Raw genomic sequence first — 25,980 nt, forward strand, 5'->3', positions numbered from 1 at the left:
TGCTGTCCACAATAGGTCGCGGGTGACGACGAGCCGCCGCGGCCCACATAAGTTCACCGTTCTGGGCATAACCGGAGCTGTGACGACAATGGTGCGCACCTCCGGGGGCAGGAAGCTCGCCGTCGAGGAATGGGGGTCCCCCACCGGCCATCCCGTCTTCCTGCTGCACGGCACTCCGGGCAGCAGGCTCGGCCCCAGACCCAGAGCCTCGGTGCTGTACCGGCTCGGCGTACGGCTGATCACCTTCGACCGTCCCGGCTACGGCGGGTCGGATCCCGCGCGCGGGCGCCGGGTCAGCGACGCGGTCGAGGACGTCAGCGCGGTCGCCGACTCGCTCGGCCTCGACACCTTCGCCGTCGTGGGCCGCTCGGGCGGCGGGCCGCACGCGCTGGCCTGCGCCGCGCTGCTGCCCGGACGGACGTCGAAGGCCGCGGTGCTCGTCGGCCTGGCGCCGCGCACCGCCGAGGGCCTCGACTGGTTCGAGGGGATGGCCGAGTCGAACGTGGTGGAGTACAGCGCCGCCTGCGCCGGCTACGACGTGATCGCCGAACGGCTCGGCGCGGCGGCCAGGCGGATCAGGGCCAACCCCGCCCAGCTCGTCGCGGGGCTGTTCCACGAGTTACCGGAGGCCGACCGCAGGGTGGTGGCCGACGACGGCATCAGGACGATGCTGTGGCGCAACTTCGCCGAGGGCCTGCGCCACTCGGCCGACGGCTGGGTGGACGACGCCATGGCGTTCATCCGGCCGTGGGGATTCGACCCCGCCGTGATCGAGACGCCCACGCTGTTGTGGCACGGCGAGGACGACGTGTTCTCCCCCGTCGCGCACTGCCGCTGGCTCGGCGAGCGGATCCCCGGCGCGGTCGTGGCCGTGGAGCGCGGGGCGGCGCACTTCGGCGCGCTGTCGGTGCTGCCCGACGTGCTGCGCTGGCTGGTCACGTCGGCTGAGGTTCGAGGTCCCTGTTGATGCGCCGCCACTCGCGCAGCGACTCGATGTTGGGGTGTCCAGGGCCCAGCACGTCTCTCATCAGGCCGATGACCTCGCGCTGCTGACCCGTCGAGTGCAGGGTGACGGCGAGGTTTGCACGGCAGGCGAGCGTGTCGGGGTGCTGCGCGCCGAGCACGCCCCTGAGCAGGGCGGCGGTGTCGCGCTCGAGCGATTCGGCGGCGGCCAGGTCGCCGAGGTCGCCCAGGCAGTTGGCGTAGTTGACGGCGCACGACAGGGAGAAGGGGTGGTCGGCGGCCAGCCGTACCCTGAAGGCCTCCAGGGTCTGCTCGCCCAGCTCGCACGCCTCCCGCACCGCGCCGGTGCCGCGCAGGTAGGTGATCAGGTTGTTGGCGACGACGAGCGTGTAGGGGTGGGTGGCGCCGAGGCCGGCGCGGAACTCCTCGAGGATCCCCGTGGCGATGCGCCGCGCCTGCGGCTTGTTGTCCAGCGCCGACAGGCAGCAGGCGTACTCCAGCTCGGCCGCCCTGGTCTCGGGGGAGGCGGGGAAGTGCTGGACGTAGCGGTCGTAGGTGTCCTTGGCCAGTTCGAGCGCCTCGCTCTGCGCTCCGGCCTTGCGCAGCGAGACCGCCAGGCTCTTGGCGGTGCGCAGCGTGTCGAGGAAGTCGTCGCCGAGCACGTCCTGGTACTTCTCCAGCGTGTCGCGCAGCAGCTCGACCGACACCCGGAACTCGCCCGCCTCCCGGTGGTCGCGCGCCAGGTTGGCCTGCGAGAACAGCGTGTAGGGGTGGGTGGCGCCGAGCACCGACCTGCGCCGCTCCAGCGTCTCCTGGTCGATCCGCCGGGCCGAGAAGCAGTCGCCGACCAGCCGGTAGGAGACGGCCAGGTTGTTGGCGGCGGCGAGGGTACGCGGGTGCTCCTCGCCGAACAGCTCCTTGAACTGGGCGTAGGTGTTCTGGTCGAGCGCGAGCGCCTGCCTGAACTCGCCGAGGCCGCGCAGGTCGGCGGCGAGGCTGCCCGAGGTCATGAGCGTGTGCGGGTGCCGCCCGCCGAGCGTGGCCTTCTGCAGAGCCATGACCTGCTCGTCCTCCTCCTTCGCCGCCTTGTAGCGGCCCTGTGACCGCAGCACGTTGGCCAGGTGGAAGCGCAGGTAGAGCGTCTGCCAGTGGTCGGGCCCGTACGAGTCGAGCCAGGCCCGCTCCAGCTGCCGGCCGCGCTCCAGCGCCCGCTCGAAGTTGCCGCGCTTCCAGGTGTAGCGGACCGAGTCGATGAGGAGCTGGCGGGTGTCCTCGTCCCCGCACTCGGCGGCCCGCGACGGCGTCAGGTGCGGCCAGATCAGGCTGTAGCGCGGCCAGTTCTCCGGGTCGTCGACGTCGCCCTGGCGCGGCCGGGCGCCCACGAGCACGGTGTGCACGTCATGGCAGGCGCGCGTCTGGGCCTCGTCGTCCATCTGGCTGCGGATCACCGCCTGCACGAGGCGGTGCACCTGGATGGTGTTGTCGCCCTGGTCCACCCGCGCCAGCGCGAACCTGCTGATCTCCCTGATGACGCTGCCGAGCATGAGCTTCTCGCGCAGGGTGTCGTCGTGCTCGCGCAGCAGCCGCACCATCTCGTCGCTGTAGATCATGGTCATCGAGATGGGCTCGGCGGAGAAGAACGCGCACAGCTGCAGCAGCCGCACCGCCGCGGGCGAGCGGCGCCTGAGCTGTTCGAGCGAGACGCTCCAGGTGGCGGCGACCGGCTTGGGGCCGCGGAAGGTGGGCAGCGCCCTGGTCAGCTCGCTCTCGAGCAGCTCGACGTAGTCGCCCGCGGGCATGCCCGTCTCCCGCAGCCACGCGCCCGCCTGGTCGACGGCCAGCGGCAGGAACCCCAGCGCCGCGGCCACCTTCTCGGCGTCGCTCTCGGCCAGCCCCGGCACCTGCCCGCGCAGGTGCTCGACGCTCTCGTCGCGGCTGAAGACGTCCACCTCCAGCGGCGCGGCCACGCTCGACCAGGCGGGGTTGCGCGAGGTGATCAGCACGTGCCCGGCGGGGCTCACCGGAAGATAGTCGGTGAGCTCGGCCAGCTCGGTGGCGTTGTCGAAGATCAACAGCCACCTCGGGTACGGCTCGCCGCGCCGCAGCCCCTCCAGCACGGCTCTGACCGTGGCGTCCTCCGGCTTGAGCCCCAGCCTGGGCGCCAGCTCGTCGAGGAAGTTGTCGGAGATGGCGGCGGACTCCTCCGCCGACACCCACCACACGAGGTCGTAGTCGGCCATGAAGCGGTAGGCGTACTCCAGCGCGACCTGCGTCTTGCCGACGCCGCCGAGGCCGTACAGGGCCATCGGCAGGACGACCGCCTGGCCGGTGCCGACGAGCTGGTTGCGCAGCTCCTCCAGCACGGCCGCGCGCCCGGTGAAGGCGGCGTTGCGGGGCGGCAGGTTGGAGACCCTGGGCGGCGTGCCGGGGAAGCGCGGGCCGATCGGGGCGGGCTCGGCGGGGTGCTCGGGCGTGTGGCCGGCCCTGCCGAAGGCGTGCAGGAGCAGCTGCGCCGCCTCACCCTCGACGAGCTGGTCGATGCGGACGCCCTCCTGGGTGGGCACGTCGCCGACGCAGACGGCGACGTAGGGAGGCGGTTGCGCGACGAAGTGCCTGGTCCTCGGCGAGCGCTGGAAGGCGGGCGAGACCACGGCGGCGGTCCTGGCCGCGCCCGGCAGCGCCTGCTCCCAGTCGGGCAGGTCGGCGCTGACCTGCAGGACCTTCATACCGCTCCGGCGCAGCAGCGCGGCGACCCAGTCGGCCCACATCCGGTCCTCGGGGACGTAGGCGAGCGCCAGCGTCCCTTCCTCCTCCGGCTCGGGCGGCCTGCGCTCGAACAGCGCCAGGACGTGGGCGCGGACCTCCTCGGTGACCGGCGGCAGCCCGTTGACGTCGCCGTCGGTGACCGCGCCGGCCAGCCGCTCGTAGGCGGACAGGATGGACGTCGGCGAGGAGGCGACCTCGCCGAAGGTGGCCAGCGTCTCCTCGTAGGCGTAGAAGGGCACGTAGGGGATCTCGATGGCGGCCCAGTACTCCTCGGCGTCGGTCCCTTTGGGGAATCCGGCGAAGCGCCTGCGCGCCAGCGCCCGCCCGGCGTCGAGCTTCTTCTTCTCGCCCGACTCGATGCGCATCGGGACCGGCAGGATCCTGATGCCCCTGTCGCCGTAGCGCTGGTCGATGTGCCTGGCCACGGCCGCCGCGCCGTCGATGCTCTGGTCGCTGAGCGTGAAGCAGTCGACGAGGACGTCGGGGAAGTGCACGGTGCAGATGTCGGCGATGTCGCTGAGCCCGGTGCGGCTGTCGATCAGCACGTAGTCGTAGTGGCGCCGCATGTCGGCGCGCAGCGCGTCGAGGAAGACGCCGCCGCCGAGCCGTTCGTAGAAGTTGTCCCAGTCGAAGGTGGACAGCAGCGAGGAGTAGTCGCGGTTCTGCCGCCCCGCCGAGATGAAGTCGATGGTGCCGCTGCCCGGGAAGTGGTCGTACTCCAGGGACACCGCGCGCGGCAGCACCTGGGTGTACTCCAGGTGCCAGTCGGCCGCGCGCTCGACCGGCTGCAACGCGGCGAAGGCGTAGTCGGTGATCAGCTCGATGACGCCGGGCGTCGCGCTGATCACCCCCGCGTCCAGGAAGGGGTGGAAGAACCTGTGCAGGCCGGGCGATTCCAGGTCCCAGTCGAGCGCCAGGACCTTCCTGCCGTTGGCGGCGAGGATCCAGGCCACGTTGGCCAGCGCCATCGTGCGTCCCGTGCCGCCCTTGTAGGAGTAGAACGTGATGATCCTGCCCTCGCTCATGACCACTCCTCGGGACCGCTCAACCTCGGTTTCTCGCTCGACGGGCCAGGCGGTGGATAGCCGGGCGCCTCGCGCAGCCGCCGCCACTCCGCCTGCCTGATCAGGTCGGCCAGCGCGTCCAGGTCGGAGATCGGCCTGGCCTGGACCGTCTCGCGCAGCGCGCCCTCCAGCCGCTCACGCTCAGCCGCGCTCTGCGTGTCACCCGCGGGCCAGGGCACGAGCACGGGCGCGGTCAGCCGCGACACCGCCTCGCGCACCCCCGCGTCGGCCAGCGCCCACGGGTCGAGGAGCACCACCCCCTGCTCGCCGTCGAGCCCGCCGGCCTCCTCCAGCGTGCCGACGACGGGGCGCAGCCCCTGCCGCCTGACGACCTCGGCCGCCGCCTCGGCGAGCGTGCCGGGGCCCGCGAAGGGGTTCCAGTCGAGCGGCGACCTGCCGTAGAAGCCGGGGTCGCGGTCACCCGGCAGCGCGCTCAGGGACGGCGCCACCACCGTCACGTGGTACGGCCTGCCGGTCTCGATGGTCGCGAACGCGTTCGGCTGCTCCCGGTAGTCGGGGATGGCCTGGTAGGGCACCTGGACCGTCCTGCCGACCTCGATGATCCTGCGCGCCAGCCACCAGACGCCCTCCTTGTACGCCTCGCGGAAGCGGCGCAGTTTCATGACCCCGTAGATGCCGCTTCTGGCGTACTCCTTGCCGAAGGCGGCGTGCTCGTAGTTGAGCACGCCCGCGCACTCCGGCACCGGCGTGTCGTACAGCGGCGCCCACAGCACCGGCAGGATGGCCTCGGAGCCGGGACCGCAACGCCGGCTGAAGGCGCCCCACTCCTTGCCGCAGTGCTCGCTGTCGAAGTAGCTCATGGAGTAGACGGGCACGAAGACCCTGCAGGTGGACAGCGCCTGGGAGACATGTGATGGCCAGATCCCGCCGATCGGCACCTGCCGGTCCATGAAGCCCGGCTGCTCCACGTTGACGACGGCGCGCACGTCGTCGGACAGGTGTTTGAAGAAGCGAGCGACCCAGAGGTCGCTCACGTCGTTGCGCCGGTAGCTCAGAAAGAAGTACGGGGATTCGGGCAACCCGCCTCCTTCCTATTTCACGGCAAGCCAATTCACTGCGAAATCCACCATCGGCGCAAGAGGCAGTAGACGACATTCTGCCCGGCCAACACCGCCTTTCCGCGAGAAATCCGTTTTGTCGAGATCGGCACCCAGTTCCGTCAGGTGAGCGTCCTGGAGGTCCACGTCCTGGTATTCCCACCAGCCTTCCTCCACCACACATCGGTAGGTCCTGAGCGGCGGGTCAGGCAGGCGGTACTCCGCGAGGTGCAGAGCCGTACAGGCGGTGTAACCCACGCCGAGCAGCAGGATCCACGCGTTCGCCTCGTACAGCCGGGCCAGCGGGGAGTGCTCGCCGAGGTGGCAGTCGCGGGCGTGGCCGTCCATCAGCTTGGCGGCCATGGGGCCCAGCGCGGCGAAGGAGGTCTGCGGGTGCGCGCTGCGCACCGCCCCCTCGGTGGTCCTGACGTGCTCGGCCAGCCGTCCCATGCCGGTGGACGGCGTGGTCAGCGGGTCGAAGGGCGGCATCGTCGCGCGGAAGGCGGCGACCTGCCCGGGGGACATGCCCGCGATCCGCTCCAGGTGCTCGCGCGAGGTGTCGGAGTTGCCGGCCGTCTGCGTGGGCACGACCAGCGTGCCCTCCTCGCCCAGCACGTCGCGCAGCGCCGCCGCGGCGGTCGCCGCCGTGACGTCGCCGACCCTGCGCAGCGCGCTGTGGACGAGCAGGACCTGGCCGGCCGCCACCCCCAGCCGGCTGAGCTGGCCGGACAGCTCCCGCCTGGTCATCCGAACCTGCCGCGGTGGGCCGCCCGCTCCTCCTGCGCGGCACGCTCGGCCGTCTCGGGCACCGGTTCGTCCAGCCACGGCATGACGCTCCGCCGCATGCCCGCCACGAACGCCACGCCCAGCGGGGTCAGCGTGCCCGCGCCGAGCAGCGTCTCGACGGCCATGGCGGTGTCCGCCCGCCAGCGGGCGAAGGCGCGGGCGTCGCGCCGGCGCCAGAAGTCGGTGACGGCCAGATGCGCGTAGGCGCCCTGCAGCAGTCCCTCCAGCGGGCGGGGATCGTCACGCCACGGCGCGTAGAAGAGCCGGGCGTCGCGCGCGTCGAACAGGTCGAACAGGTCGAGCACCGCGCCCAGCTTCACGTGCTGGAACTCGTGCAGGAGCAGCAGAGCCAGACTCTCCCCCTCGTCCGGCAGCGTGGTGGCGATCGCGCCGAACGCGTGCCTGGAGGCCGAACTGGTGGCGCCGCCGACCGTGCTGAGCGGGGTCAGCGTGGTCAGCCCCGCCCTGATCGCGGGCAGGTAGGCGGGATGGTCGCGCTCGATCACCCGGACGGCCGCGGCGAACCGCTCCTGCCACGCCCGCGCCTGCTCGCCGGTCAGCCGCGGCGCCGGCGACCACTGGTGGCAGTCGCGGTAGGGGTCCAGGTCCTCCACCGCCACCTCCATCCCCCCTGCCGAGAGCCGCCGCAACGGCTCCCAGGCTGCCCCGCCCGCCTCGGCGCCCCCGCCGTCTAGGCGCACCACGGTGCCGGTCATGCCGGTGAAGGCGCCGAGGCCGGGCAGGTAGCCGACGCCGCCACGCACCTCCACCTCGACCTCGGCCGTGACACCTGCCCTGAGCGCGGCGGCCGCCGCGATGTTGCCGAGGTGGGCGGGGCCTGCCGTACCGGCCAGGCGTCCGGCCGCCCACGCCAGCACGTACGGGTGGTCCAGCACGGCGGCCAGCGCGGCGGGATGCTCGGCGTCGATCCTGGTCAGCAGGCGCCACGCGGCGCCCGGCGCGGCGGCCTTCGTCAGCGCCAGCCTGCGCAGGCTGGCCTGGCCCGCGGCCAGCGCCGCGACCGTCTCCGCGCTCCCGTGCCCCGCGGCCAGCTCGCCGAGCTGCGCCGACGTCAGCTCGTGCGTACGGCGCAGCCGCCCCCGCACATGCGTGATCAGCTTGAGCAGGTCGGCGCAGTAGACGCTCGGATTGGCGAAGCCGCCCCCCTTGTAGCGGTGCGGGTAGAGGCCCCCGCCGCAACTGCCGACCACAGGGCAGCGCCGGCACGCCTCGGCCAGCCCGTCGATCCCGCGCTGCCGCGCCACGATCCCCGGATGCCCGGCCACCTCGTCGAGCGGGTGGGAGAACACGTCGAGCCCGGTCGCCGGGGCGCCGTCGTAGGCGGTCTTCAGCGAGTCGACCTGCTCGTAGGCGCCGTCGGTCTCGATGACCACCAGGTCGCTGGGCTCCAGGCCGAGCGCTTCGGTGGTGCTCGGGCCACCCCTCGACGTCGACTCGATCGACTCGAACAGCCGCACGGACATCGGCCTGCCGTCGGCCACCCACCTGTCGAAGACGGCGACGAGCCAGTCGCCCGCCCCGCGCTCCGGCGGGTCGTCCCAGGTGGCGTGCTTGAGCAGGAAGTCGACCCGCGGTGGCGCCTGCCGGGCCAGCGCCTCGTAGACGGCGATCGGGTCGTTGGCCACGTCCACCGTGCACAGCAACCCCGCGTAGAGGTGCGGACGCCTGCGCAGCAGGGCCAGCCTGCCGACCACCCTGTCGTGGCTGCCCCTGCCGTCGGCGTAGCGCCGGTGGCGGTCGTGGGCGGCCCGGTCGCCGTCGAGCGAGACCCCCACCTTGATGCCGTGTTCCTCGAACAGGTCGAGGAAGTCGTCGTCCAGCAGCAGCCCGTTGGTGTGCAGGCGCAGGTCGAGGCGGCACGTGCCGGCCAGCGCCGACTCGATCGCCTCGGCGACGGCCCGCAGCCTGGCGTGGCCGGCCAGGAGCGGCTCGCCGCCGTGGAGGACGACCGTGATCCGGTCGAGGGCGTGGCTCTTGACGTGCTCGGCGATGCGCAACGCGCTCCAGGCGATCGTCTCGGCGGACATCACCCTGGGCCGTCGGCGCCAGCTCCGGTCGGCGTGCTCGTACACGTAGCAGTGGTCGCAGGCCAGGTCGCACCTGCTGTGGACCTTGAGGACGAACTGGCGGAACGGCACCATCGCCGCCCTCCCGTCAGATTCAGATGGCGGAGTTGAACGCCGCGACGGAGACCCTCGGGGTGTCGGGAACGACGCGGCGCAGCATGCCCTCCAGCTCCGCGTCGCACATGTCGTTCTCACACAGACTGCTCAGCGGGACGTCACGCACATCGACGACGCCCGAAATAACCGCTGTGGCCTCTTTGTCCATGTCTGTTCCATCGCTCGGAAAACCCTGCAGGGATTCAAGGGGAGTGTAATCCTGGCGATCCCCGTGGCTTCCGACCGCCCGCGGCAAAACTCCCCTCGAGTTTTCCCTCATCTCTGGATACGTCCCGGCAGCGGCACCCGCCTCATACCTTTTCCGCCCCTGGGAAGCGCGGTCAGGAGAACGCGGTCAGGAGAACGCGGTCAGGAGAACGCGGTCAGGAGAACGCGGTCAGGAGAACAGGGCCTCGGACACGTCGAGCCTGAGGCCCGGCACGGCAGCCTCGGCCTGCATCGCGGCCAGGAAGAAGATCAGCGCACTCGGCTCGCCCTCGGCCTTGCGCTCGACGGCCAGCGCCAATGCCGCCTTGGCCAGTTTGACCCCGCGCAGCCGCAACTCCGCGGCCTCGGCGACCTTGCCCGTCGCCCGGCGCAGCCAGTGGGTCGCCGCCTCCAGCCACGCCTCACTGTCGCGGTCGCCCTTCGCGGCCTCGCAGGCCAGCAGCACGGCCACCTCGTAGGCCGCGCCCGCGTTCCCCTCCCGCGCGCTGTCGAGCAGTTCCAGGCCAACCGCGCCGTAGCTGGCAGGCATGCGATGCGCGGCCGGGCCCAACGCGCCGGCGGACGCCTCACCGGGGACAGACGACTTCCCCAGCCCCGGTCACCTCGCGGCCGCGGTCACCTCGCAGGCGCGGCCAAGGGGAGAGCGTGGTCGCGCAACGCCGCCGTGTCAGCCGATGGCCGTGGCGGTGCGGAGTTCGGTGAGGTAGCGCTTGACGACGCGCCCGCCGTACCGGGAGGAGACGAGCGCCCCGACGCAGTCGAGCAGGGCGGCGCGCGCGGGCAACGCGCGGAGACCCGAGTAGGTCGACAGCAGGTCGAGGTACTCCTCGGTGGTGTAGGCCAGCTCCCACTCCCAGCGCTCGAAGACGGGGGCGGCGAACCCGGGCAGTGCCTCGCCGTCGGGCGGGACGGCGGCGGCGGGCCGGAGCCGCAGGCCCGGCGTCGTGGCGGGGTCGAACCGTTCGTAGCACTCCTGGACCTCGGCGAAGAAGGCCGCGGTGCCGCCCGCCACGTGGTGCGTGGCCACGGTGGCGAGCAGCCCGCCAGGGCGGAGCGCGGCCCGCGCCCTGGCCACCCGCGTGGCCGGGTCGAGCCAGTGGAAGGAGGTGGCCGCGAACACCACGTCGTACGGCTCGGCCGGCAGCGGCCACGTCTCGAAGTCGGCGTTGACCACCTCGACGGACGGCATGCGGGCCCGCGCCAGCGCCGCCAGCGCGGGCCCCAGCTCGACGGCGGTGACGACGCAGCCGCGGCCGAGCAGGCCGCGGGTGGCCTGCCCGGTGCCGCAGCCGATCTCCAGTACGCGCGACGCCACGGGGATGCGGGTGAACAGTTCGGCCGGGTAGCCGGGCCTGGCCCTGTCGTAGAGCTCCGCGTCCTCGTCGAACGTTCGCCTCAGATCCACGGCCGCTCCCTTCGCGGTGTCTCCTGCGGCGGCACGGCCCCGATCCGGCGGCGCGTGCCCGCGGGACCGGTACAGATCCGGCGACGCGTGCGCGCGGGGCCGGCCCCGATCCGGCGACGCGTGCGCGCGGGGCCGGTGCCGGCCGCGGCGGCGGCGCCGACCGCTGTGTCCCGGAGGGGGGAGAGCACCGACATGCCGGTAGCATGTCATGTCATGATCGCGCTTTCCTGGTGGCCGGCCTTCTAGGCGGTCCCTGCGCGATGTCCGATGACCGCCCTTCGCGAGGCGGTCATCGATGGTTGGCCTCCTCGTCCGCACGACTGGAGGCTCGAACATGACGACCTGGTCCACTCTGCTCGGCACGCTGCTCGACGGTCGATCGCTGCGCGCGCGGGACACCGCGTGGGCGATGGGCCAGATCATGGCCGGCGCGGCGACCGACGCGCAGATCGCCGGGTTCGCCGTCGCGCTGCGCGCCAAGGGCGAGACCGTCGAGGAGGTGTCGGGGCTGGCGACGGCGCTGCTCGACGGCGCCGCCCCGCTGGAGGTGCCCGGCGACGCGGTCGATCTCGTCGGAACGGGCGGCGACCAGGCCCACACCGTGAACGTCTCCACCATGGCCGCGATCGTCGCCGCCGCGGCGGGGGCGAAGGTCGTCAAGCACGGCGGGAGGGCGGCCTCGTCGTCCACGGGCGCCGCCGACGTGCTGGAGGCGCTCGGCGTCGTGGTCGACCTGTCCCCCACGCGCGCGGCGGGGGTCGCGGCGGAGGTGGGGATCACCTTCCTGTTCGCCGCGCGGCACCATCCGGCCTTCCGGCACACCACCGGGCCGCGCAGGCAGCTCGGCGTGCCGACGGTCTTCAACGTGCTAGGGCCGCTGGTCAACCCGGCCAGGCCGGCGGCGCAGGCGGTGGGGGTGTTCCACGCGCACCTGGCGCCGGTCGTCGCGGGGGTGCTGGCGGCGCGGGGCTGCTCGTCGCTGGTGTTCAGGGGCGACGACGGCCTGGACGAGCTGACCACGACAGGGCCGTCCACCATCTGGGAGGTCAGGGACGGGACGGTCACGTCGAGCCGCTTCGACCCGCTGTCGCTGGGCATCGCCCGGGCGTCCGTCGACGACCTCAGGGGCGCGGACGCCGCGTACAACGCCGAGGTCGCGCGGGAGGTGCTGGGCGGCGCTCCGGGGCCGGTGCGCGACATCGTCTGCCTGAACGCCGCCGCGGCGCTGGCGGCGGCCGGGCGGGAGGGGGTGCGCGGGCTGGCGGCGGCCTACGGACGCGCGTGCGCGGCGATCGACTCGGGCGCGGCCGCGGCGCTCCTGGAGCGCTGGGCGGCGGCCACCCGGCGCTGATTCCATACATTTTCCTAACACGATGTCAAGAGACGGCAAGTGGATCATTACCTTTGGAGCCGTGGAACGCGCGAAAGAGACAACATCGCAGGTCACCGGGAGCCCCAGAAACACGGGGTTTCGTCCCGAATGCGGTAGATCATCACCAGCTGCAAGGGGATGTCAAGCGAGTTGCAGGTGTGATCGTGGACCTTGGTTCCATGAACACAGGCCCCTTCGCGGCGAGCGTCACTGTTGTTGTTCCCGCACTCAACGAAGCCGACAACCTGCCACACGTCTTCGCGACGTTGCCCACCTGGATCGACGAGGTGATCCTGGTGGACGGCAACTCCGTCGACGACACGGTGGCCGTGGCTCGCAGCCTCCGCCCGGACCTGCGTGTCGTCACGCAGACCAGGCGGGGCAAGGGCAACGCGCTGACCGAGGGTTTCGCCGCCGCCAAGGGCGACATCATCGTCATGATCGACGCCGACGGGTCGACCGACGGCCGGGAGATCGGCCGGTTCGTGCAGGCCCTGGTCGACGGCGCGGACTTCGCCAAGGGCTCCCGCTACATCGAGGGCGGCGGCTCGGACGACATCAGCCCCGTCCGCTCGTTGGGCAACAAGGTGCTGACGTTCGCCACCAACGCCCTGTACGGCACGCGTTACACCGACCTGTGCTACGGCTACAACGCCTTCTGGGCCCACCACCTGGACGCCATGGCGCTCGACTGCGACGGGTTCGAGATCGAGACGCAGATGAACGTCAGGGCCGCGAAGGCGGGGCTGGACATCCGCGAGGTGCCCAGCCACGAGCGCTCGCGCATCCACGGGGCCAGCAACCTGCACGCCGTCCGCGACGGGTGGCGGGTGCTCAAGACGATCTGGCGTGAGCGGGGAAAAGCCGCCCCCGTCCTGAGCGGCGACATGCTTGATCCCTGCATGACGCCGTGAGCCGGACGGGGCGGTCGGCCACAGACCGCATGTTGTCCACAGGGTGTGGACAACATGGCCGTGACGCCACCGGCCCGCGTCCGGCCGCATGACTCCATCGTTCAGGGGCAGAGGAAGCGCCGTCTTGAAAGAGAGGTGAGCTCATGATCGTGTTGGGGCTGATCCTGGTCCTGATCGCAGCCGCGACCATCTACCTCGTCGCGATGGAACCCGATACCACCTACACCGTTGTCGGCTACACCTTCCAGCCGTCCCACCTGGAGATGTTCCTGGTGGGCGCGGCCACCGCGGGAGTCCTGCTCCTCGGCGTCTCGATGATCGGCTCAGGTTCGCGCCGGTCGCTCCTGCGGCGCCGCGCGCTGCGCGACGTCCGGGTCCAGGCCGACGACCGGGTCGCCAAGCTGGAGGACGAGAAGCGGGCGCTGGAGCGGAAGCTCAACGACAACACCCCCGACAGCACCCACGACGACACCCACGACGCCGCCGGGGAGACGCGGACGATCCCCCGCCAGGCCCCGCACCCCGACGATCACCTGGTCGCGGGGCGCCGTTCCGACGAGCGCTGAAACAGCTTGCCCTCGCGCCACAGCGCGAGGCCGGTGACCAGGGCGCCGAGCCCCTCCCACACCCCCACGCCCACGAACTCGGCGGGTGCGGCGCCCGTCACCACCAGCGTGGTGAACACCACGAACGTCACCGTCCTCCACGGGACGGTCCACCGGAAGAACGGTGTCCAGTCGGTGGCCGCGGCCAGCAGGTAGTAGACGCCCATGTTGACCGCGGCCATCGACGAGGCCGCCATGTACACCTTCGTGTAGTCACCGGCTCCGCGCCTCTCCACGACCTCGAATCCCAGCAGGCCGAGCAGATCGTCCGATCTCAGCAGGCCGAACAGGCCCAGGGCGAAAGCAAGGAAGCCGAAGACGGCGATGGTCCATCCGGATATCGATCGCGGCAAGCGCATGGGAAACCTCCCAAAAGGGGTGTGATCTGCGAGACGATCTCACCATGAAAAGGCGCTTCACCCGCCCCGGCCGCCCCATCGCGCTCAAGCTGCTCGTCCTGCTCTCGGTCCCGCTGATCTCGCTGGTCGGGCTGTGGACGTTCGCGGCCGCGTTGACCGGTGGTGACGGGTTGCGCCTGCTGGAGATCAACAACCTGGTCACCAACCTGGCCGACCCGTCGGAGCAGATGAACATCCAGCTCCAGCGCGAGCGGCTGTCGTCGGCCGAGTTCCTGTCGTCCGCCAGGCCGTACCGGGAGCTGATCAACCAGCGCAGCAGGACGGACACCGCCGTGGCGGCCTTCCGCCGGCGCGCCGCCCTGCAGGAGAACGTCACACCGGAGATGGCCGAGCAGCTCAAGGCGCTCTACCGCGAGCTGAACCGCCTCCCCGAGCTGCGCAGAGGCGTCGACGCGCGCTCGGTCGGCGCCATCCAGACGATCACCGTCTACAGCGACATCGTGGACGCCTCCTTCCGCATGTACGACCAGATGATCCTGGTGCCCGACATGGCGCTCTACCGGCTGGCCAGGTCGGTCACCATGCTCGGCGAGGCCAAGGAGCTCCTGTCCAGGGAGCGGGCGATGATCGTGCACGTGCTCGCGACCCGCGAGGTCGGCCCCTCCGACCGGGCGCTGTTCACCCGGATGTCGGCCACCCGCCGCCTCCTCTACTCCCAGGCGCTCGCCCACCTCGACGACGACCTCGGCGCCGCCTACCGCGGGCTGGCCGGCTCCGCCGCCTACCGCGACTTCGTCGCGATCGAGGACGCCATCCGCGGCCAGGCGACCGCCAACGGACTGCCCGCGACCTCCGCGACCTGGGTGTCGCGGGGCGACGACCTCGCCGCCGCCGTCGAGCGCAACCAGTCCGAGGCCGTGCAGGGCCTGGTCGACCGGGTCAACCCGACCGCCACCGCCATCCTGATCAAGATCGGCGTCGCAGGGGGCATCGGCCTCGTCGCCGTCGTCGCCTCCATCGTGCTCTCCCTGCGCTTCCGCGGCCGGCTGGTGCGCGAGCTGGCGGGCCTCCGCGACGCCGCGACCGGCTTCGCGGAGGTACGGCTGGCGGGCGTCGTCGATCAGCTGCGCGCCGGCGGCGCCAAGCCCGAGGTCGAACCGCTCGACACCGGAGCGCAGACCACCGAGGTGCGCGACATCGTCCAGGCGTTCAACTCCGTCCAGTCCACGGCGGTCGGAGCCGCCGTCGACCAGGCGAAGCTGCGCGACGGCGTGCGCCAGGTCTTCGTCAGCCTGGCCAGGCGCAACCAGTCGCTGCTGCACCGCCAGCTGCTCCAGCTGGACGGCATGCAGCGGCGCACCCACGACCCGGTCATCCTCGACGACCTGTTCAAGCTCGACCACCTCACCACCCGCATGCGCAGGCACGCCGAGAGCCTGATCATCCTGTCGGACCAGACGCCGGGCCGGGGCTGGCGCAACCCGGTGCCGGCCGTGGACGTGCTCAGGGCGGCCGTGGCCGAGGTGGAGGAGTACGCCAGGGTCGAGGTGCCGCAGCCGCCGAACGTGGCGGTGATGGGTTCGGCCGTGACCGACGTCGTGCATCTGGTGGCCGAGCTGGTGGAGAACGCCACCCTCTTCTCGCCCCCGCAGACCAGGGTGGACGTGCGGGCGGTCGGCGTGCCGGAGGGGCTTCAGGTCGACATCGAGGACCGGGGGCTCGGGCTGCCCGAGGAGGAGCTGAGCCAGCTCAACGCCAGGCTGGCCGAGCCGCCCGAGTTCGACCTGGCCGAGAGCGACAGGCTCGGGCTGTTCGTGGTGGCCAGGCTCGCGGCCAGGCACGGGATCAGGGTGCGGCTGCGGCCCTCGCCGTACGGGGGGATCACGGCGACGGTGACGCTGCCCGCGGCCCTGCTCTCCGATCAGCCGGCGCTGACGGGCGGCAGGTAGCGGCTCCAGCCGCTGGCCCTGGCGGCGGCCGCGGCGGGCACCCGGTCGCCGGCCCACGGCGGGAGCAGCTTCCTGGCCTCGGCCTCGGTGAAGAAGCCGTAGTCGTCGAGCTCCTCCGCCTGCAGGGTGATCGGGGTGTCGGCGGGGATGGTGCCGCAGTCGAACAGGAAGTTGACCAGCGGCAGCGGCCGGACGTCCAGCGGGCCCACCCACTGCACGACCAGCAGGTCGCCGACGGGCAGCGTGAGGCCGAGCTCCTCGGCGACCTCCCTGGCGCAGGCCTGCGCGGGGTCCTCGCCCTCGTCGACGTGGCCGCCAGCGAAGCCCCAGTGGTCGCGGTAGTTGGGCTTGACCAGCAGCGTTCTTCCTCCGGGGTCGGTGATGTAGGCGCCCGCCCCGGCCAGCACCTTGCTCAGCGACGCCCAGAACTCCGTGTCCACGCTCACGTGATCAACCTACAACGTCGTCCCGGACGCGGAACGTCCGGCGCCGGGGCCAGTGATGGGAACATCCTACGAAAAAGATAGGATTTGTCCCCGTGACACGACGCGCGTTGATCTTCTGGGCGACGGGCGTCCTGGCCTACTTCGTCGCGGTCTTCCACCGCCAGTCCCTCGGTGTCGCGAGCCTGGCGGCCGCCGCCCGTCTCGACGTCGGCGCGTCGGGTCTGGCGACCCTCGCGATGCTCCAGCTCCTCGTCTACGCCGTGATGCAGATCCCCGTCGGCGTGCTGGTCGACAGGTTCGGCTCCAAACGCATGCTGCTCATCGGGGCGCTGATCATGTCGTGCGGCCAGGTCGTCTTCGCCTTCGCCGACGACCTGCTGCTCGGCCTGGCCGCCAGGACCCTGGTGGGCGCGGGCGACGCCATGACGTTCATCAGCGTGATCAGGCTGGTCAACCTGTCCTTCCCGGCCCGCCGCAACCCGGTGATCGTGCAGCTGACCGGCATCCTCGGCCAGTTCGGCGCCATCGCGTCGACCGTGCCGATCATCGGATCGTTGCGCGCGTACGGCTGGACGCCGACCTTCCTCGGCGCCGCCGGGGTCGGCGTGCTGGCCACGGTCCTCGTCGCGGCCGTCCTGCGCGACGGGCGTCCCTCGGCCGACCGGCGCGCACCGGGGTTGAAGGCCGCGTGGATGCAGCCGGGCACCAGGCTGGGCATGTGGACCCACGCCGCCACCCAGTGCTCGGCCGCGGCGTTCCTGCTGCTGTGGGGCTACCCGTACCTGGTGCAGGGCCAGGGACTCGCGCCCGGGACCGCGGGCGTGCTGCTGTCGGCGCTGACCGCCGTCGGCATGGTGTGCGGCCCGATCCTCGGCTACCTGGCCGGCCGCTTCCCGCTGCGCCGATCGTGGCTGGTGCTGGCCGTCACCGGGTCGACCGCCACCGCGTGGACGGCGGTGCTGCTGTGGCCGGGCGGCCGGGCTCCGCTGTGGCTGCTGGTGGTCCTGGTCGTCGTGCTCGCCACGAACGGCCCCGGATCGATGATCGGCTTCGACTACGCCAGGACGTTCAACCCCGCGGGCCGCATCGGCGCGGCCACCGGCATCGTGAACGGCGGCGGCTTCCTGGCCTCGATGTCGGTGATCGCGCTGATCGGCGTGACGATGGACCTGACCGGCGACCACCGCTGGGCGATGGCCGTGCAGTACCCGGTCTGGCTGCTCGGCGTGGTGCAGGTGCTGCGTTACCGCGCCAAGGCCCGCGCGCTGCTAGCCCAGCTCGACGAACGGCTCGGGGAAGTGGGAGGTGCCGAGCAGCCGGCCCTGCGCGCGCAGTCCGGCGACCAGGTCGAGCCTGGTCTTGGCGGCCAGATCTGAGTCGCCGTCGTAGACGTAGCGGATCGTCGGGTCGGCCAGCTGCACCGGGTGGTGCAGGACGTCACCGGCCATGGTGAACTCGCCGACCTCGACGCTCTGGTGTCCGGGGGTGTGGCCGGGCGTCAGCCGTACGACCACGCCGGGGGCGACCTCCGCGTCGCCGTCGACCACCTGCAGCAGCTCCCTGACCGGGTCGAGGACGGACGTCGCCTCGATCTCGGCCCGCTGGACGACGTGGCGCGCGTTGGGGAACACCGGCCGGCCGTCGACGATCGTGCCGCCGAAGTGGTCGCTGTGCAGGTGCGTGATGATCAGCGTGTCGACGTCGCCGGGCGCGACACCCGCGGCGGCCAGCTCGCCCGGCAGCGCGCCAGGGGCGGGAGCCCAGCTGGAGGTGGGCCCGATGCCGGTGTCGATCAGGGTGACGTGGCCGTCGCGGTCACGCAGGAGGAAGCAGTGGAAGTGAAGGATCCACTCGCCCTCGTCGACCTCCGCGCCGAGAAAGGTCTCGAGGAACGGCAGGCGAAGCGAGGGCCCCATCGGGCCGATGGCATCACACAACGGGGTGATCTCGACATCGGCCACGATTCTTGACTTATGCGGCATCCGACAACGCTAGCCGGGTGACGTACTCGTTCTCCAGGTCTGCGGCGAACACGGCGCGACGGCAGCACGCGCAGCGGTACATGATCGGACCCTCGTCGAGGGTGGTGTGACACGTCGGGCACTGGGTCTTCTTCATGACATCCCCCTTGGGCTCACACCTCCATGAGAGCCTCCGACGATTGCAGGAGCCCTGCAGCCGGCTTGACGGATCCCGCTCCGGGAGATGTGGGCGGCTTGGGGCGACGGGAACAGAACCCTTGCCGTCCACGTTGACTGTGATATCTTGCGAACCAGCGTTGAGCGTCCACCTGCTCCGCTGATTTCCCTGAAGGGCCCGTGCTGAGGGCCCGTCCCGTGTTCTCTCACCCACCGCCTGCGTTTTTCCAGGCGTGCCCTCGAGGAGGGTTCATCATGTCTGTTTCCACCGTGTCTTCTGTTCCCACGGTCCCCCGCCCCCGCACCGCCGCCGCACCCGCCCGGCAGGTCACCGGACTGCTGGACGTGCGCGACAAGAGCGCGTTCCTGCGCCTGTCCGGCTACCGGCCCGGCCCCGACGACGTACGGCTGCCGCTGGACCGGATCAAACACCTCGGCCTGCGCGCCGGCGACCAGGTGACCGCCACCGTCGCGGGCGCCAAGCTGGTCTCCGTCGAGCAGGTGAACGGCCGCGCCGACTGGCGCGAGCGTCCCCACTTCGCCGACCTGACCCCCGTCCACCCGGAGGAGCGGCTGACGATCGAGACCGAGTCGCTGACCACCAGGGTCGTCGACCTGTTCGCCCCCATCGGCAAGGGCCAGCGCGGGCTGATCGTCGCCCCGCCCAAGGCCGGCAAGACCATGGTCCTGCAGGCGCTGGCCGCGGCCGTCTCCCGCAACCATCCCGACACGCACCTCATGGTCGTCCTGGTCGGCGAGCGACCCGAAGAGGTCACCGACATGCGCCAGACCATCGCGGGCGAGGTGGCCGCCTCCACCTTCGACCGGCCCGACAAGGAGCACGTCGCGGTCGCCGAGCTGGCACTCCAACGCGCCAAGCGCCTGGTCGAGCAGGGCCAGGACGTCGTGCTGCTGCTCGACTCGCTCACCAGGCTCGGCCGCGCCTACAACAACCTCGCGCCGGCCGGCGGGCGCGTCCTGTCGGGCGGCATCGACGCCGGCGCCATCTACCCGCCCAAGCGCTTCTTCGGCGCCGCCCGCAACCTCCAGGACGGCGGCTCGCTCACCATCCTCGCCACTGCGCTCGTCGAGACCGGCTCGCGCATGGACGACTCCTTCTTCGAGGAGTTCAAGGGCACCGGCAACATGGAGCTGCGGCTCAACCGCGCCCTGGCCGAGCGCCGGCTGTTCCCCGCCGTCGACCTCGGGGCGTCCAGCACCCGCCGCGAGGAGATGCTGCTGCACCCCGCCGAGCGGCAGGTGGTGTGGCGGCTGCGCCGCATGCTCGGTGGCCTGGACCCGCAGCAGGGCCTGGAGCTGCTGGTCGGCCGGCTCCGCGAGACCCCGTCGAACGCCGCCTTCCTCACACTGGCCGAATCCGCCTGACGCTCACCGGTGCCGCACGTAGGTCGCGCGTTTCCCGGAACCGCCGGGAAAGACCGGCTCCTCCGCGGGGCGGCGGGACGGCGCACGTCCACAGCAGGACGGTTGACCGTCGGAGCGGACAATCATCCCGGGCATCACCGGCATCACGGGCATGCCGGCTGACCCGCGATGATGGGGGGATGCTGGCTGACATCGTCGAACACCTGCGCTGCCCCGTCTGCCGTGAAGGGGTGCGGCTCGACGCGGGGGCCGTGCGGTGCGGGCATGGGCACGCCTTCGACGTGGCCAGGCAGGGATACGTGAGCCTGCTGACCGGATCGCAGGCGCCCGGCACGGCCGACAGCTCCGCCATGGTGGCGGCCAGGGCCGACTTCCTGGGCAGGGGGCACTACGCGCCGCTGGCCCGGGCGCTCGCCGAGACCGCGGCGGCCTGTCTCGCGCCCGCCACGCCGTCCCGCAACGCCGGCGCGGGCCGCGAGTCCGCCGGTCCGGCAGGCGCGACCGCGCTCGACCCTTACCCCGACACGGGCCGGGAATCCGCCGATCCGGCAGGCGCGACCGCGCTCGACCCTTACGCCTGCGCGGGCCGGGAATCCGCCGATCCGGCGGACGCGACCGAGCTCGGCCCTTACGCCGCCGGCGGGCCGGGGACGGGCGCGCCGGTGATCGTGGACGCGGGGGCGGGGACCGGCTACTACCTCGGGGCGGTGCTCGACGCCGTGCCCCATGCCACCGGCATCGCGTTCGACATCTCCAAGCACGCGGTCAAACGGGCGGCCAGGGCGCACGAGCGCGCGGGCGCGTTCGTGGCGGACGCGTGGCGGCCGCTGCCGCTCGGGGACGCGGTCGCCGACGTGGTGATGAACGTGTTCGCTCCGCGCAACGGCACCGAGTTCGCCAGAGTCCTGCGACCGGGCGGCCACCTGATCGTGGTCATCCCGGCAGGCGACCACCTCAGCCCGCTGGTGCGAGAGTTGGGCCTGCTGTCGGTCGACGAGGCGAAGGAGCATCGGGTCGCCGAGAGCCTGCGGGGCTTCGAGGAGACGAGCAGGCGGGAGGTGAGGTTCGAGATGTCGCTGACGCGGGAAGATGTCGGCTTGGTGGTGGGCATGGGTCCGAGCGCGTGGCACAAGGACCCCGACCACCTCCACCACCAAATCCGGAAATTTCCGGAATGGACCTCAGCAATTGCGAGTTTTCGCCTGTCTATCTTCACCGCGCCCACGCAATCAAGGCCCATTCCTTGACGCACCTCCGGGACTCATGTTACTGATGGGGCATTTAGTCCGAAATTCCCTCACATTCCTCAGGTATTTCATCCACCCAGACGCAATACTGGACGGCAACTGAGGAGGGGGAGGCAGCGGATGAAGGCGGAGGAACGCTGGCAGGCCAGGTTCCGGGCGCCCAGCATGACGCTGCCCGAGTGGGCACGCCAGGCGCCGAACCGCTCCCTCTACCGCTCGAACGCCTCGGGCGTGTGGGAGATCTACGCGTGGGACCGTACGACCGGCATCACCCGCCAGGTCACCAACCAGCCGTACGGCACCAGCCACGCCGCCCTCGACCCGACGGGCCACTGGATCTACTGGTTCGCCGGCAGCGACCGCGACGAGCTCGGCGTCTGGATGCGCCAGCGCTTCGCCGGCGGCGTCCACGAGGTCATCGCCCCCGACCTGCCGCCCAGCGAGCCCGGCGGCATCGCGTTGTCCGCCACCGGCCTCGCGGCCGTCAGCCTGGCCCGCGCCGGCACGTTCAGCACCTACCTGGTCCGGCCAGGGGAGTCCGCCCGCCTGCTCTACGAGCATTCCGAGGCCTCCTGGGTCACCGACATGTCGCTCGACGGCGAGCTGGTCGCCCTCAACCACAGCGAGCACGGTGACTTCCGGCACCCTGCGCTGCGCGTGCTCAAGCAGAACGGCGACGTGGTCGGCGAGCTGGCCGACGGTCCCGGCAGGGGCGTGATCGGCCTGCGCTTCGGCCCCCTCCCCGGCGACCGCCGCCTGCTCACCCTGCACGAACGCCGCCAGCGCCACGAGCCGCTGGTCTGGGACCCGAAGACCGGCGAGCAGCGCGAGATCTGGCTGAAGGACCCCGGCGAGCTGACCGCCGAGTGGTACGACGACGGCCGCGCCCTGCTGATCGTCAGGGACGACCGGGGCCGCACCCATCTGCACCGCTACGACCTCGGCGGCGGCGGCATGTCCCTGATCGACACGCCCCACGGCGTGATCGGCGCGGCCAGGCCCAGGCCGGGCGGCCACGTGGAGTACGCGTGGTCGAGCGCCTCCCGCCCACCGGTGATCCGGTCGAGCAGCGGCCACGTGGTCATGAACGCGATCGGCCCCGCCGCCCCCACCAGCGTCCCCGTCGAGGACATCGACGTCTCCGGTCCAGGCGGGCGCATCCACGCGCTGGTCTCCAGGCCCGAGATGGGCTCGGCCCCCTTCCCCGCCGTCTTCCTGCTGCACAGCGGCCCGCACCTGCACGACGCCGACACCTTCTCCCCCGAGGTCGCCGCGTGGGTCGACGCCGGCTTCGCGGTCGTGCGCGTCAACTACCGCGGCTCGACAGGGTACGGCTCGGCCTGGCGCGACGCGCTGCGCGGCGACGTCGGCCACATCGAGCTGGCCGACGTGGCGGCGGTCAGGGAGTGGGTGGTCTCCCAGGGCGTCGTCGACCCGGACAGGACGGTGCTCGCGGGCACCTCGTGGGGCGGTTTCCTCACCCTGCTCGGTCTCGGCGTCCAGCCCAGGCTGTGGGCGGCGGGCATCGCGGTCGCCCCCATCGCCAGCCACGTCACCGCCTACGAGGACCACGTCGAGGGCCTGCGTGCCCTGCAGCGGTCGCTGCTGGGCGGCTCCCCCGACGAGCAGCCGGAGCGCTACCACGACAGCTCGCCGATCACCTACGTCGAGAAGGTCGAGCGCCCGCTGCTGATCCTCGCCGGGGTCAACGACTCCCGCTCGCCGCTGCGGCAGCTCGAGGAGTACGTGAGCCGCCTGGCCGAACTCGGCCGCGAGCACGAGGTCCACTACTACGACGCCGGTCGCGGCGGGCTCGTCGTCGCCGAACGTATCGACCAGATGGCGATAATGCTCAATTTCATCCGCAAACACGGACTCACAACTGACACAGCGTAATAGGTTGCCTCTTTCTTCGCCTTGAATGTCGCCCTCGGCCGCTGCCAGCATCACGCCACCCCCCAGCCGAAGGGCACGAATCTGTGAGTACCTCCACTGAGACCCACGGCGTCAACCGTCTGAAAAAGGACGCCGTCGGCCTCGTCGGCGTCATCTTCATGGCCGTGGCGACCGCGGCCCCCATCACCGCCATGACCGGCAACGTGCCCATCGTCGTCGGCTTCGGCAACGGTCTGGGCGTCCCCGCCGGCTACCTGTTCGCCACCGCCGTGCTCACGATCTTCTCCGTGGGCTACACGGCGATGTCGAAGCACATCACCGCGGCCGGCGCCTTCTACGGCTACATCTCCCACGGCCTCGGCCAGGTCGTCGGCATGGTCTCGGGCCTGCTGGCCACCATGGCCTACGTGGTCTTCGAGGCCTCGATCATCGGTTTCTTCGCCTACTCGGCCAACGACACCTTCAAGTCGCTGGCCGGGGTGGACATCCACTGGCTGTGGTTCGCCTTCCTCGGCCTGGCGCTGAACATGATCCTCACCTACTTCGACATCAACCTGACGGCCAAGGTCCTGGGCGTCTTCCTGATCACCGAGATCTTCATGCTCGGCCTGGTGGCGATCGTCACACTGCTGAACGGCGGCGGCCCCGACGGCCTCATGGCCGCCACGCTCAACCCCGCCAACGCCTTCCGGACCACCGGCCTGCAGGCGGGCGCGGTCGGTCTCGGGCTGTTCATGTGCTTCTGGTCGTGGGTCGGCTTCGAGTCGACCGCGATGTACGGCGAGGAGTCACGCGAACCCAAGAAGATCATCCCGATCGCGACGCTGGTCTCGGTGGTCGGCATCGGCCTGTTCTACACGTTCGTCTCGTGGATGACGGTCGCGGCCAACGGCGTGAAGGCGCCGGAGATCGCCGCCAAGGAGTTCGCCGGCATCTTCTTCAACCCCACCGAGCAGCTGCTCGGCCCGTGGGCCGTCGGCCTGTTCAAGATCCTCATCCTGACCGGGTCGTTCGCCTGCGCGATGGCCTTCCACAACTGCGCCGCCCGCTACCTCTACGCGCTGGGCAGGGAGAACCTCATCCCCGGCACCGGCCGTACCCTCGGGGCCACCCACCCCGTCCACGGCTCGCCGCACATCGCCGGATTCGTGCAGTCGGCGATCTCCGTGGTGCTGGTCCTGGCCTTCCACTTCGCCGGCATGGACCCCTACGTCCACATCTACACACTGCTGGCCGTGCTGGGCACGCTGGCCATCCTCATCGTGCAGACCCTCTGCTCGTTCTCGGTGATCGGCTACTTCCACGTCAAGAAGAAGCACCCGGAGACTGCCAACGTCTGGCGCACCCTGATCGCCCCGCTGGCCGGCGGGCTCGCCATGGCGTACGTGGTGCTGCTGCTGTTCCAGAACCAGGAGGCGGCGGCGGGCGAGGCGGCCAAGAGCGGGTTCTTCACCGCGATCCCGTGGATCGTGGTGGGCGTCGCGGTCCTCGGTGTCGCGACCGCCCTGTACCTGAAGGCGCGCGACCCGGAGAAGTACGAGGTCATCGGCAGGATCGTGCTGGAGGACACGGTCGAGCGCGACTAGCGGGCGCGAAGCACCAGGATCGCCAGGTCGTCGGCGCTCGGCTCGGGCGCGAAGTCGGCCGCCGCTCTGCGGATGCGTTCGGCGACCGCCCTGGCCGACAGGCCCGCGCACTCGGCCAGCAGCTTGGCCAGGCCGCCGTCGTCATCGAGCAGGCGCCCGCCGCAGCGCCGCTCGGTGACGCCGTCGGTCACCGCCAGCAGCACGTCGCCGTGGTCGAGGTGGATGGTGTCCGCCTCGAACACCACCTCGGGGAAGACGCCGAGCAGCGACTGCGGGGTGGTCACCGTGTCGACGACGCCGCTCGGCCTCAGCCGTAGCGCCTCGGGGTGGCCGGCCGAGACCAGGCGCACCTCAAGGCCGCTCTCGACAGGAGTGATGTCGCCGTGGAGCAGCGTGAGGAACCTGGCGCGCTCGCCCTCCTCGAGGATGGCCTGGTTGAGCCGGCCGAGGACGGCGGCCACGCCGTACCCCTCCCTGGCGAGCAGGCGCAGGGTGTGGCGGGCCAGGCCGGTGACCGCGGCGGCCTCGGGGCCGGTGCCGCAGACGTCGCCGATGGCGAACCGCCACGACTCGTCGCCCGCCTTGAACAGGTCGTAGAAGTCGCCGCCGACCTCGTTGGCCTCGCCGGCGGGCTCGTAGACGACGCCGTAGTCGAGCCCGGGCACCTCCGGCTCGTTCGGCGGCAGCAGGCTGCGCTGCAGCGCCCGGTTGGCGGCGGCCTGCTGGGCGTACAGGCGGGCGTTGTCCATGGCCAGCGCCGCGCGCCGGGCGATGTCCTCGGCGAGCTGAATGCTCTCGTCGGTGAAACGGTCGGGACGGCCCAGGCACATGGCCCCCAGCGAGCGCCCCCGCGCGGTCAGCGGTACGGCCAGCACCTGCGAGTCGGCCAGCTGGAGGCTGGCGGAGGTGCTGTCGGGGACGGTGAGCTCGCTCAGCCGCTCGCGCAGGCCGTCGATGCGCGCCTCGTCGGCGTGCCACAGGTAGGCCAGGCGGCGCGGCCCCGTGGTGTCGGCGGTGTAGACGGCGCACCAGGCCGACAGTCTCGGCACGACGATCTGCGCGATGATCGCGGGCACCATGTCGGGATCGAGGGTGCCGGCGAGAAGGTCGCTGGCGTCGGCGAGGAAACCGAGCCAGTGGGGGCCCCTGGAGGTCTCCTCCGCCCATTCGGCTGCCACCCGGTCCGCCGAGCCGGGTAGCGTGAGCCTTGCCCAATGGACACGGGAATCGCCCGCGAAGGTGATGCCCCATTCCTCGACATCCACGGAGGGGCCTTTCGGGTCCCCGTTGGGAGCGGTCCGCTGCCTGAACTCCACCTGCACGGCGTCGCCGCAGTGCTTCCAGACGATCTCGAAGGGAGCGTCGGCGACCTGCGCGGCCAGCTCCTCTGCCAGGTGCTCGGCCGCAGGCAGCACGGGAGAGGCGGCCCAGGCGGTCATCACCTCACGGGTGAACCTTCTCGCGGAGGGGACGGCGGTCTCGCCTGGCGCGAAGGTGGCCGCGAGAACCGCGCGGGAAGAAGCAGTCATCGTTCCGTGCCTACCACACTTCCCATTGACTTGGGGTAAATCCAAGGACAGGACTACGAGCGACTCATCGTGACAGACTTGCATCACTCACGGCGGCACC

22 protein-coding genes are annotated in these 25,980 nt (G+C 71.4%); 10 read left to right on the plus strand and 12 right to left on the minus strand.

Features of this window, described 5'->3' with window-relative positions; all coding sequences use genetic code 11:
• The first annotated feature begins 88 nt into the window (after positions 1-88).
• Positions 89-967, plus strand: a complete 879-nt coding sequence (locus ACWENQ_RS05850) for an alpha/beta fold hydrolase (RefSeq protein WP_354921889.1) — start codon at positions 89-91, stop codon at positions 965-967.
• On the opposite strand, the gene fxsT is transcribed toward ACWENQ_RS05850, so the two are convergent.
• The 7 genes from fxsT to ACWENQ_RS05885 all read right to left on the minus strand — a co-directional run bounded on the left by fxsT (position 936) and on the right by ACWENQ_RS05885 (position 10,453).
• Positions 936-4,754 carry an FxSxx-COOH system tetratricopeptide repeat protein gene (fxsT, locus tag ACWENQ_RS05855; protein WP_452413010.1) on the minus strand — a complete coding sequence of 1,273 codons (3,819 nt, stop codon included), beginning with the start codon at positions 4,752-4,754 and terminating at the stop codon, positions 936-938. The genes ACWENQ_RS05850 and fxsT overlap by 32 nt on opposite strands.
• Positions 4,751-5,833: a TIR-like protein FxsC gene (locus ACWENQ_RS05860; protein ID WP_449915526.1), complete on the minus strand. Its 1,083-nt coding sequence runs from the start codon at positions 5,831-5,833 to the stop codon at positions 4,751-4,753. The genes fxsT and ACWENQ_RS05860 overlap by 4 nt, the downstream gene beginning before the upstream one ends.
• A gap of 12 nt (positions 5,834-5,845) precedes the next feature.
• The gene (locus ACWENQ_RS05865) at positions 5,846-6,598 is read right to left on the minus strand and encodes an aminoglycoside N(3)-acetyltransferase (protein WP_449915529.1); all 753 of its coding nucleotides are present in this window, start codon (positions 6,596-6,598) and stop codon (positions 5,846-5,848) included.
• Positions 6,595-8,799, minus strand: a complete 2,205-nt coding sequence (locus ACWENQ_RS05870) for an FxsB family cyclophane-forming radical SAM/SPASM peptide maturase (protein ID WP_452413011.1) — start codon at positions 8,797-8,799, stop codon at positions 6,595-6,597. The genes ACWENQ_RS05865 and ACWENQ_RS05870 overlap by 4 nt, the downstream gene beginning before the upstream one ends.
• Before the next feature lie 19 nt (positions 8,800-8,818).
• A complete protein-coding gene (locus tag ACWENQ_RS05875) occupies positions 8,819-8,989 on the minus strand; it encodes a hypothetical protein (protein ID WP_354921837.1) in 171 nt (56 codons plus the stop codon).
• A gap of 228 nt (positions 8,990-9,217) precedes the next feature.
• Positions 9,218-9,577, minus strand: coding sequence for a hypothetical protein (locus ACWENQ_RS05880; protein WP_452413012.1), 360 nt, complete (start codon positions 9,575-9,577; stop codon positions 9,218-9,220).
• 138 nt (positions 9,578-9,715) lie between these two features.
• Positions 9,716-10,453, minus strand: coding sequence for a class I SAM-dependent methyltransferase (locus ACWENQ_RS05885; protein WP_449915537.1), 738 nt, complete (start codon positions 10,451-10,453; stop codon positions 9,716-9,718).
• Between the two features lie 334 nt (positions 10,454-10,787).
• Between ACWENQ_RS05885 and trpD the strand changes: the two genes are divergently transcribed.
• The 3 genes from trpD (at position 10,788) to ACWENQ_RS05900 (ending at position 13,305) form a co-directional block, all read left to right on the plus strand.
• Positions 10,788-11,804 carry an anthranilate phosphoribosyltransferase gene (gene trpD / locus ACWENQ_RS05890; RefSeq protein WP_452413013.1) on the plus strand — a complete coding sequence of 339 codons (1,017 nt, stop codon included), beginning with the start codon at positions 10,788-10,790 and terminating at the stop codon, positions 11,802-11,804.
• Between the two features lie 200 nt (positions 11,805-12,004).
• On the plus strand, positions 12,005-12,739 hold the full coding sequence (locus tag ACWENQ_RS05895) for a glycosyltransferase family 2 protein (protein WP_449915543.1): 735 nt from the start codon (positions 12,005-12,007) through the stop codon (positions 12,737-12,739).
• A gap of 143 nt (positions 12,740-12,882) precedes the next feature.
• On the plus strand, positions 12,883-13,305 hold the full coding sequence (locus ACWENQ_RS05900; protein WP_449915546.1) for a hypothetical protein: 423 nt from the start codon (positions 12,883-12,885) through the stop codon (positions 13,303-13,305).
• Here ACWENQ_RS05900 and ACWENQ_RS05905 read toward each other — a convergent pair.
• Positions 13,269-13,703, minus strand: coding sequence for a hypothetical protein (locus ACWENQ_RS05905; RefSeq protein ID WP_452413014.1), 435 nt, complete (start codon positions 13,701-13,703; stop codon positions 13,269-13,271). The genes ACWENQ_RS05900 and ACWENQ_RS05905 overlap by 37 nt on opposite strands.
• Positions 13,704-13,747: 44 nt before the next feature.
• On the opposite strand from ACWENQ_RS05905, the gene ACWENQ_RS05910 reads away from it, so the two are divergent.
• Positions 13,748-15,652: a sensor histidine kinase gene (locus ACWENQ_RS05910; protein ID WP_449915550.1), complete on the plus strand. Its 1,905-nt coding sequence runs from the start codon at positions 13,748-13,750 to the stop codon at positions 15,650-15,652.
• On the opposite strand, the gene ACWENQ_RS05915 is transcribed toward ACWENQ_RS05910, so the two are convergent.
• Positions 15,625-16,098 carry an NUDIX domain-containing protein gene (locus ACWENQ_RS05915; RefSeq protein ID WP_449915553.1) on the minus strand — a complete coding sequence of 158 codons (474 nt, stop codon included), beginning with the start codon at positions 16,096-16,098 and terminating at the stop codon, positions 15,625-15,627. The two genes, ACWENQ_RS05910 and ACWENQ_RS05915, sit on opposite strands and share 28 nt — an antisense overlap.
• 92 nt (positions 16,099-16,190) lie before the next feature.
• On the opposite strand from ACWENQ_RS05915, the gene ACWENQ_RS05920 reads away from it, so the two are divergent.
• Positions 16,191-17,474, plus strand: coding sequence for an MFS transporter (locus tag ACWENQ_RS05920; RefSeq protein ID WP_452413015.1), 1,284 nt, complete (start codon positions 16,191-16,193; stop codon positions 17,472-17,474).
• Here the strand turns inward: ACWENQ_RS05920 and ACWENQ_RS05925 are convergent.
• Positions 17,367-18,059 carry an MBL fold metallo-hydrolase gene (locus ACWENQ_RS05925; protein WP_452413016.1) on the minus strand — a complete coding sequence of 231 codons (693 nt, stop codon included), beginning with the start codon at positions 18,057-18,059 and terminating at the stop codon, positions 17,367-17,369. The two genes, ACWENQ_RS05920 and ACWENQ_RS05925, sit on opposite strands and share 108 nt — an antisense overlap.
• A 10-nt stretch (positions 18,060-18,069) precedes the next feature.
• Entirely contained in the window at positions 18,070-18,216 is a 147-nt protein-coding gene (locus ACWENQ_RS05930; protein WP_449915560.1) for a hypothetical protein, read from the minus strand.
• Positions 18,217-18,491: 275 nt separating this feature from the next.
• Here ACWENQ_RS05930 and rho point away from each other — a divergent pair, with 275 nt between their 5' ends.
• The 4 genes from rho (at position 18,492) to ACWENQ_RS05950 (ending at position 24,351) form a co-directional block, all read left to right on the plus strand.
• Complete coding sequence (gene rho / locus ACWENQ_RS05935; RefSeq protein ID WP_452413017.1) at positions 18,492-19,622, plus strand: transcription termination factor Rho; 1,131 nt, start codon at positions 18,492-18,494, stop codon at positions 19,620-19,622.
• 179 nt (positions 19,623-19,801) lie between these two features.
• Complete coding sequence (locus ACWENQ_RS05940) at positions 19,802-20,869, plus strand: putative RNA methyltransferase (RefSeq protein WP_452413018.1); 1,068 nt, start codon at positions 19,802-19,804, stop codon at positions 20,867-20,869.
• A 120-nt stretch (positions 20,870-20,989) separates the two neighbouring features.
• Positions 20,990-22,765, plus strand: a complete 1,776-nt coding sequence (locus tag ACWENQ_RS05945; protein ID WP_452413019.1) for a prolyl oligopeptidase family serine peptidase — start codon at positions 20,990-20,992, stop codon at positions 22,763-22,765.
• Positions 22,766-22,848: 83 nt separating this feature from the next.
• Complete coding sequence (locus tag ACWENQ_RS05950) at positions 22,849-24,351, plus strand: APC family permease (RefSeq protein WP_452413020.1); 1,503 nt, start codon at positions 22,849-22,851, stop codon at positions 24,349-24,351.
• Here ACWENQ_RS05950 and ACWENQ_RS05955 read toward each other — a convergent pair.
• Positions 24,348-25,880, minus strand: a complete 1,533-nt coding sequence (locus ACWENQ_RS05955) for a PP2C family protein-serine/threonine phosphatase (protein ID WP_452413021.1) — start codon at positions 25,878-25,880, stop codon at positions 24,348-24,350. The genes ACWENQ_RS05950 and ACWENQ_RS05955 overlap by 4 nt on opposite strands.
• Between the last annotated feature and the right edge of the window lie 100 nt (positions 25,881-25,980).

The sequence above is a fragment of the Nonomuraea sp. NPDC004354 genome (genome assembly GCF_053602555.1).

What these genes read in the sequence shown, in the direction of transcription:
- ACWENQ_RS05850 (WP_354921889.1), top strand. Translation starts at nt 89, where the DNA reads ATGGTGCGCACCTCCGGGGGCAGGAAGCTCGCCGTCGAGGAATGGGGG.
- fxsT (WP_452413010.1), bottom strand. Translation starts at nt 4,754, where the DNA reads ATGAGCGAGGGCAGGATCATCACGTTCTACTCCTACAAGGGCGGCACG.
- ACWENQ_RS05865 (WP_449915529.1), bottom strand. Translation starts at nt 6,598, where the DNA reads ATGACCAGGCGGGAGCTGTCCGGCCAGCTCAGCCGGCTGGGGGTGGCG.
- ACWENQ_RS05870 (WP_452413011.1), bottom strand. Translation starts at nt 8,799, where the DNA reads ATGGTGCCGTTCCGCCAGTTCGTCCTCAAGGTCCACAGCAGGTGCGAC.
- ACWENQ_RS05875 (WP_354921837.1), bottom strand. Translation starts at nt 8,989, where the DNA reads ATGGACAAAGAGGCCACAGCGGTTATTTCGGGCGTCGTCGATGTGCGT.
- ACWENQ_RS05880 (WP_452413012.1), bottom strand. Translation starts at nt 9,577, where the DNA reads ATGCCTGCCAGCTACGGCGCGGTTGGCCTGGAACTGCTCGACAGCGCG.
- trpD (WP_452413013.1), top strand. Translation starts at nt 10,788, where the DNA reads ATGACGACCTGGTCCACTCTGCTCGGCACGCTGCTCGACGGTCGATCG.
- ACWENQ_RS05895 (WP_449915543.1), top strand. Translation starts at nt 12,005, where the DNA reads ATGAACACAGGCCCCTTCGCGGCGAGCGTCACTGTTGTTGTTCCCGCA.
- ACWENQ_RS05900 (WP_449915546.1), top strand. Translation starts at nt 12,883, where the DNA reads ATGATCGTGTTGGGGCTGATCCTGGTCCTGATCGCAGCCGCGACCATC.
- ACWENQ_RS05905 (WP_452413014.1), bottom strand. Translation starts at nt 13,703, where the DNA reads ATGCGCTTGCCGCGATCGATATCCGGATGGACCATCGCCGTCTTCGGC.
- ACWENQ_RS05910 (WP_449915550.1), top strand. Translation starts at nt 13,748, where the DNA reads ATGAAAAGGCGCTTCACCCGCCCCGGCCGCCCCATCGCGCTCAAGCTG.
- ACWENQ_RS05930 (WP_449915560.1), bottom strand. Translation starts at nt 18,216, where the DNA reads ATGAAGAAGACCCAGTGCCCGACGTGTCACACCACCCTCGACGAGGGT.
- rho (WP_452413017.1), top strand. Translation starts at nt 18,492, where the DNA reads ATGTCTGTTTCCACCGTGTCTTCTGTTCCCACGGTCCCCCGCCCCCGC.
- ACWENQ_RS05940 (WP_452413018.1), top strand. Translation starts at nt 19,802, where the DNA reads ATGCTGGCTGACATCGTCGAACACCTGCGCTGCCCCGTCTGCCGTGAA.
- ACWENQ_RS05945 (WP_452413019.1), top strand. Translation starts at nt 20,990, where the DNA reads ATGAAGGCGGAGGAACGCTGGCAGGCCAGGTTCCGGGCGCCCAGCATG.
- ACWENQ_RS05955 (WP_452413021.1), bottom strand. Translation starts at nt 25,880, where the DNA reads ATGACTGCTTCTTCCCGCGCGGTTCTCGCGGCCACCTTCGCGCCAGGC.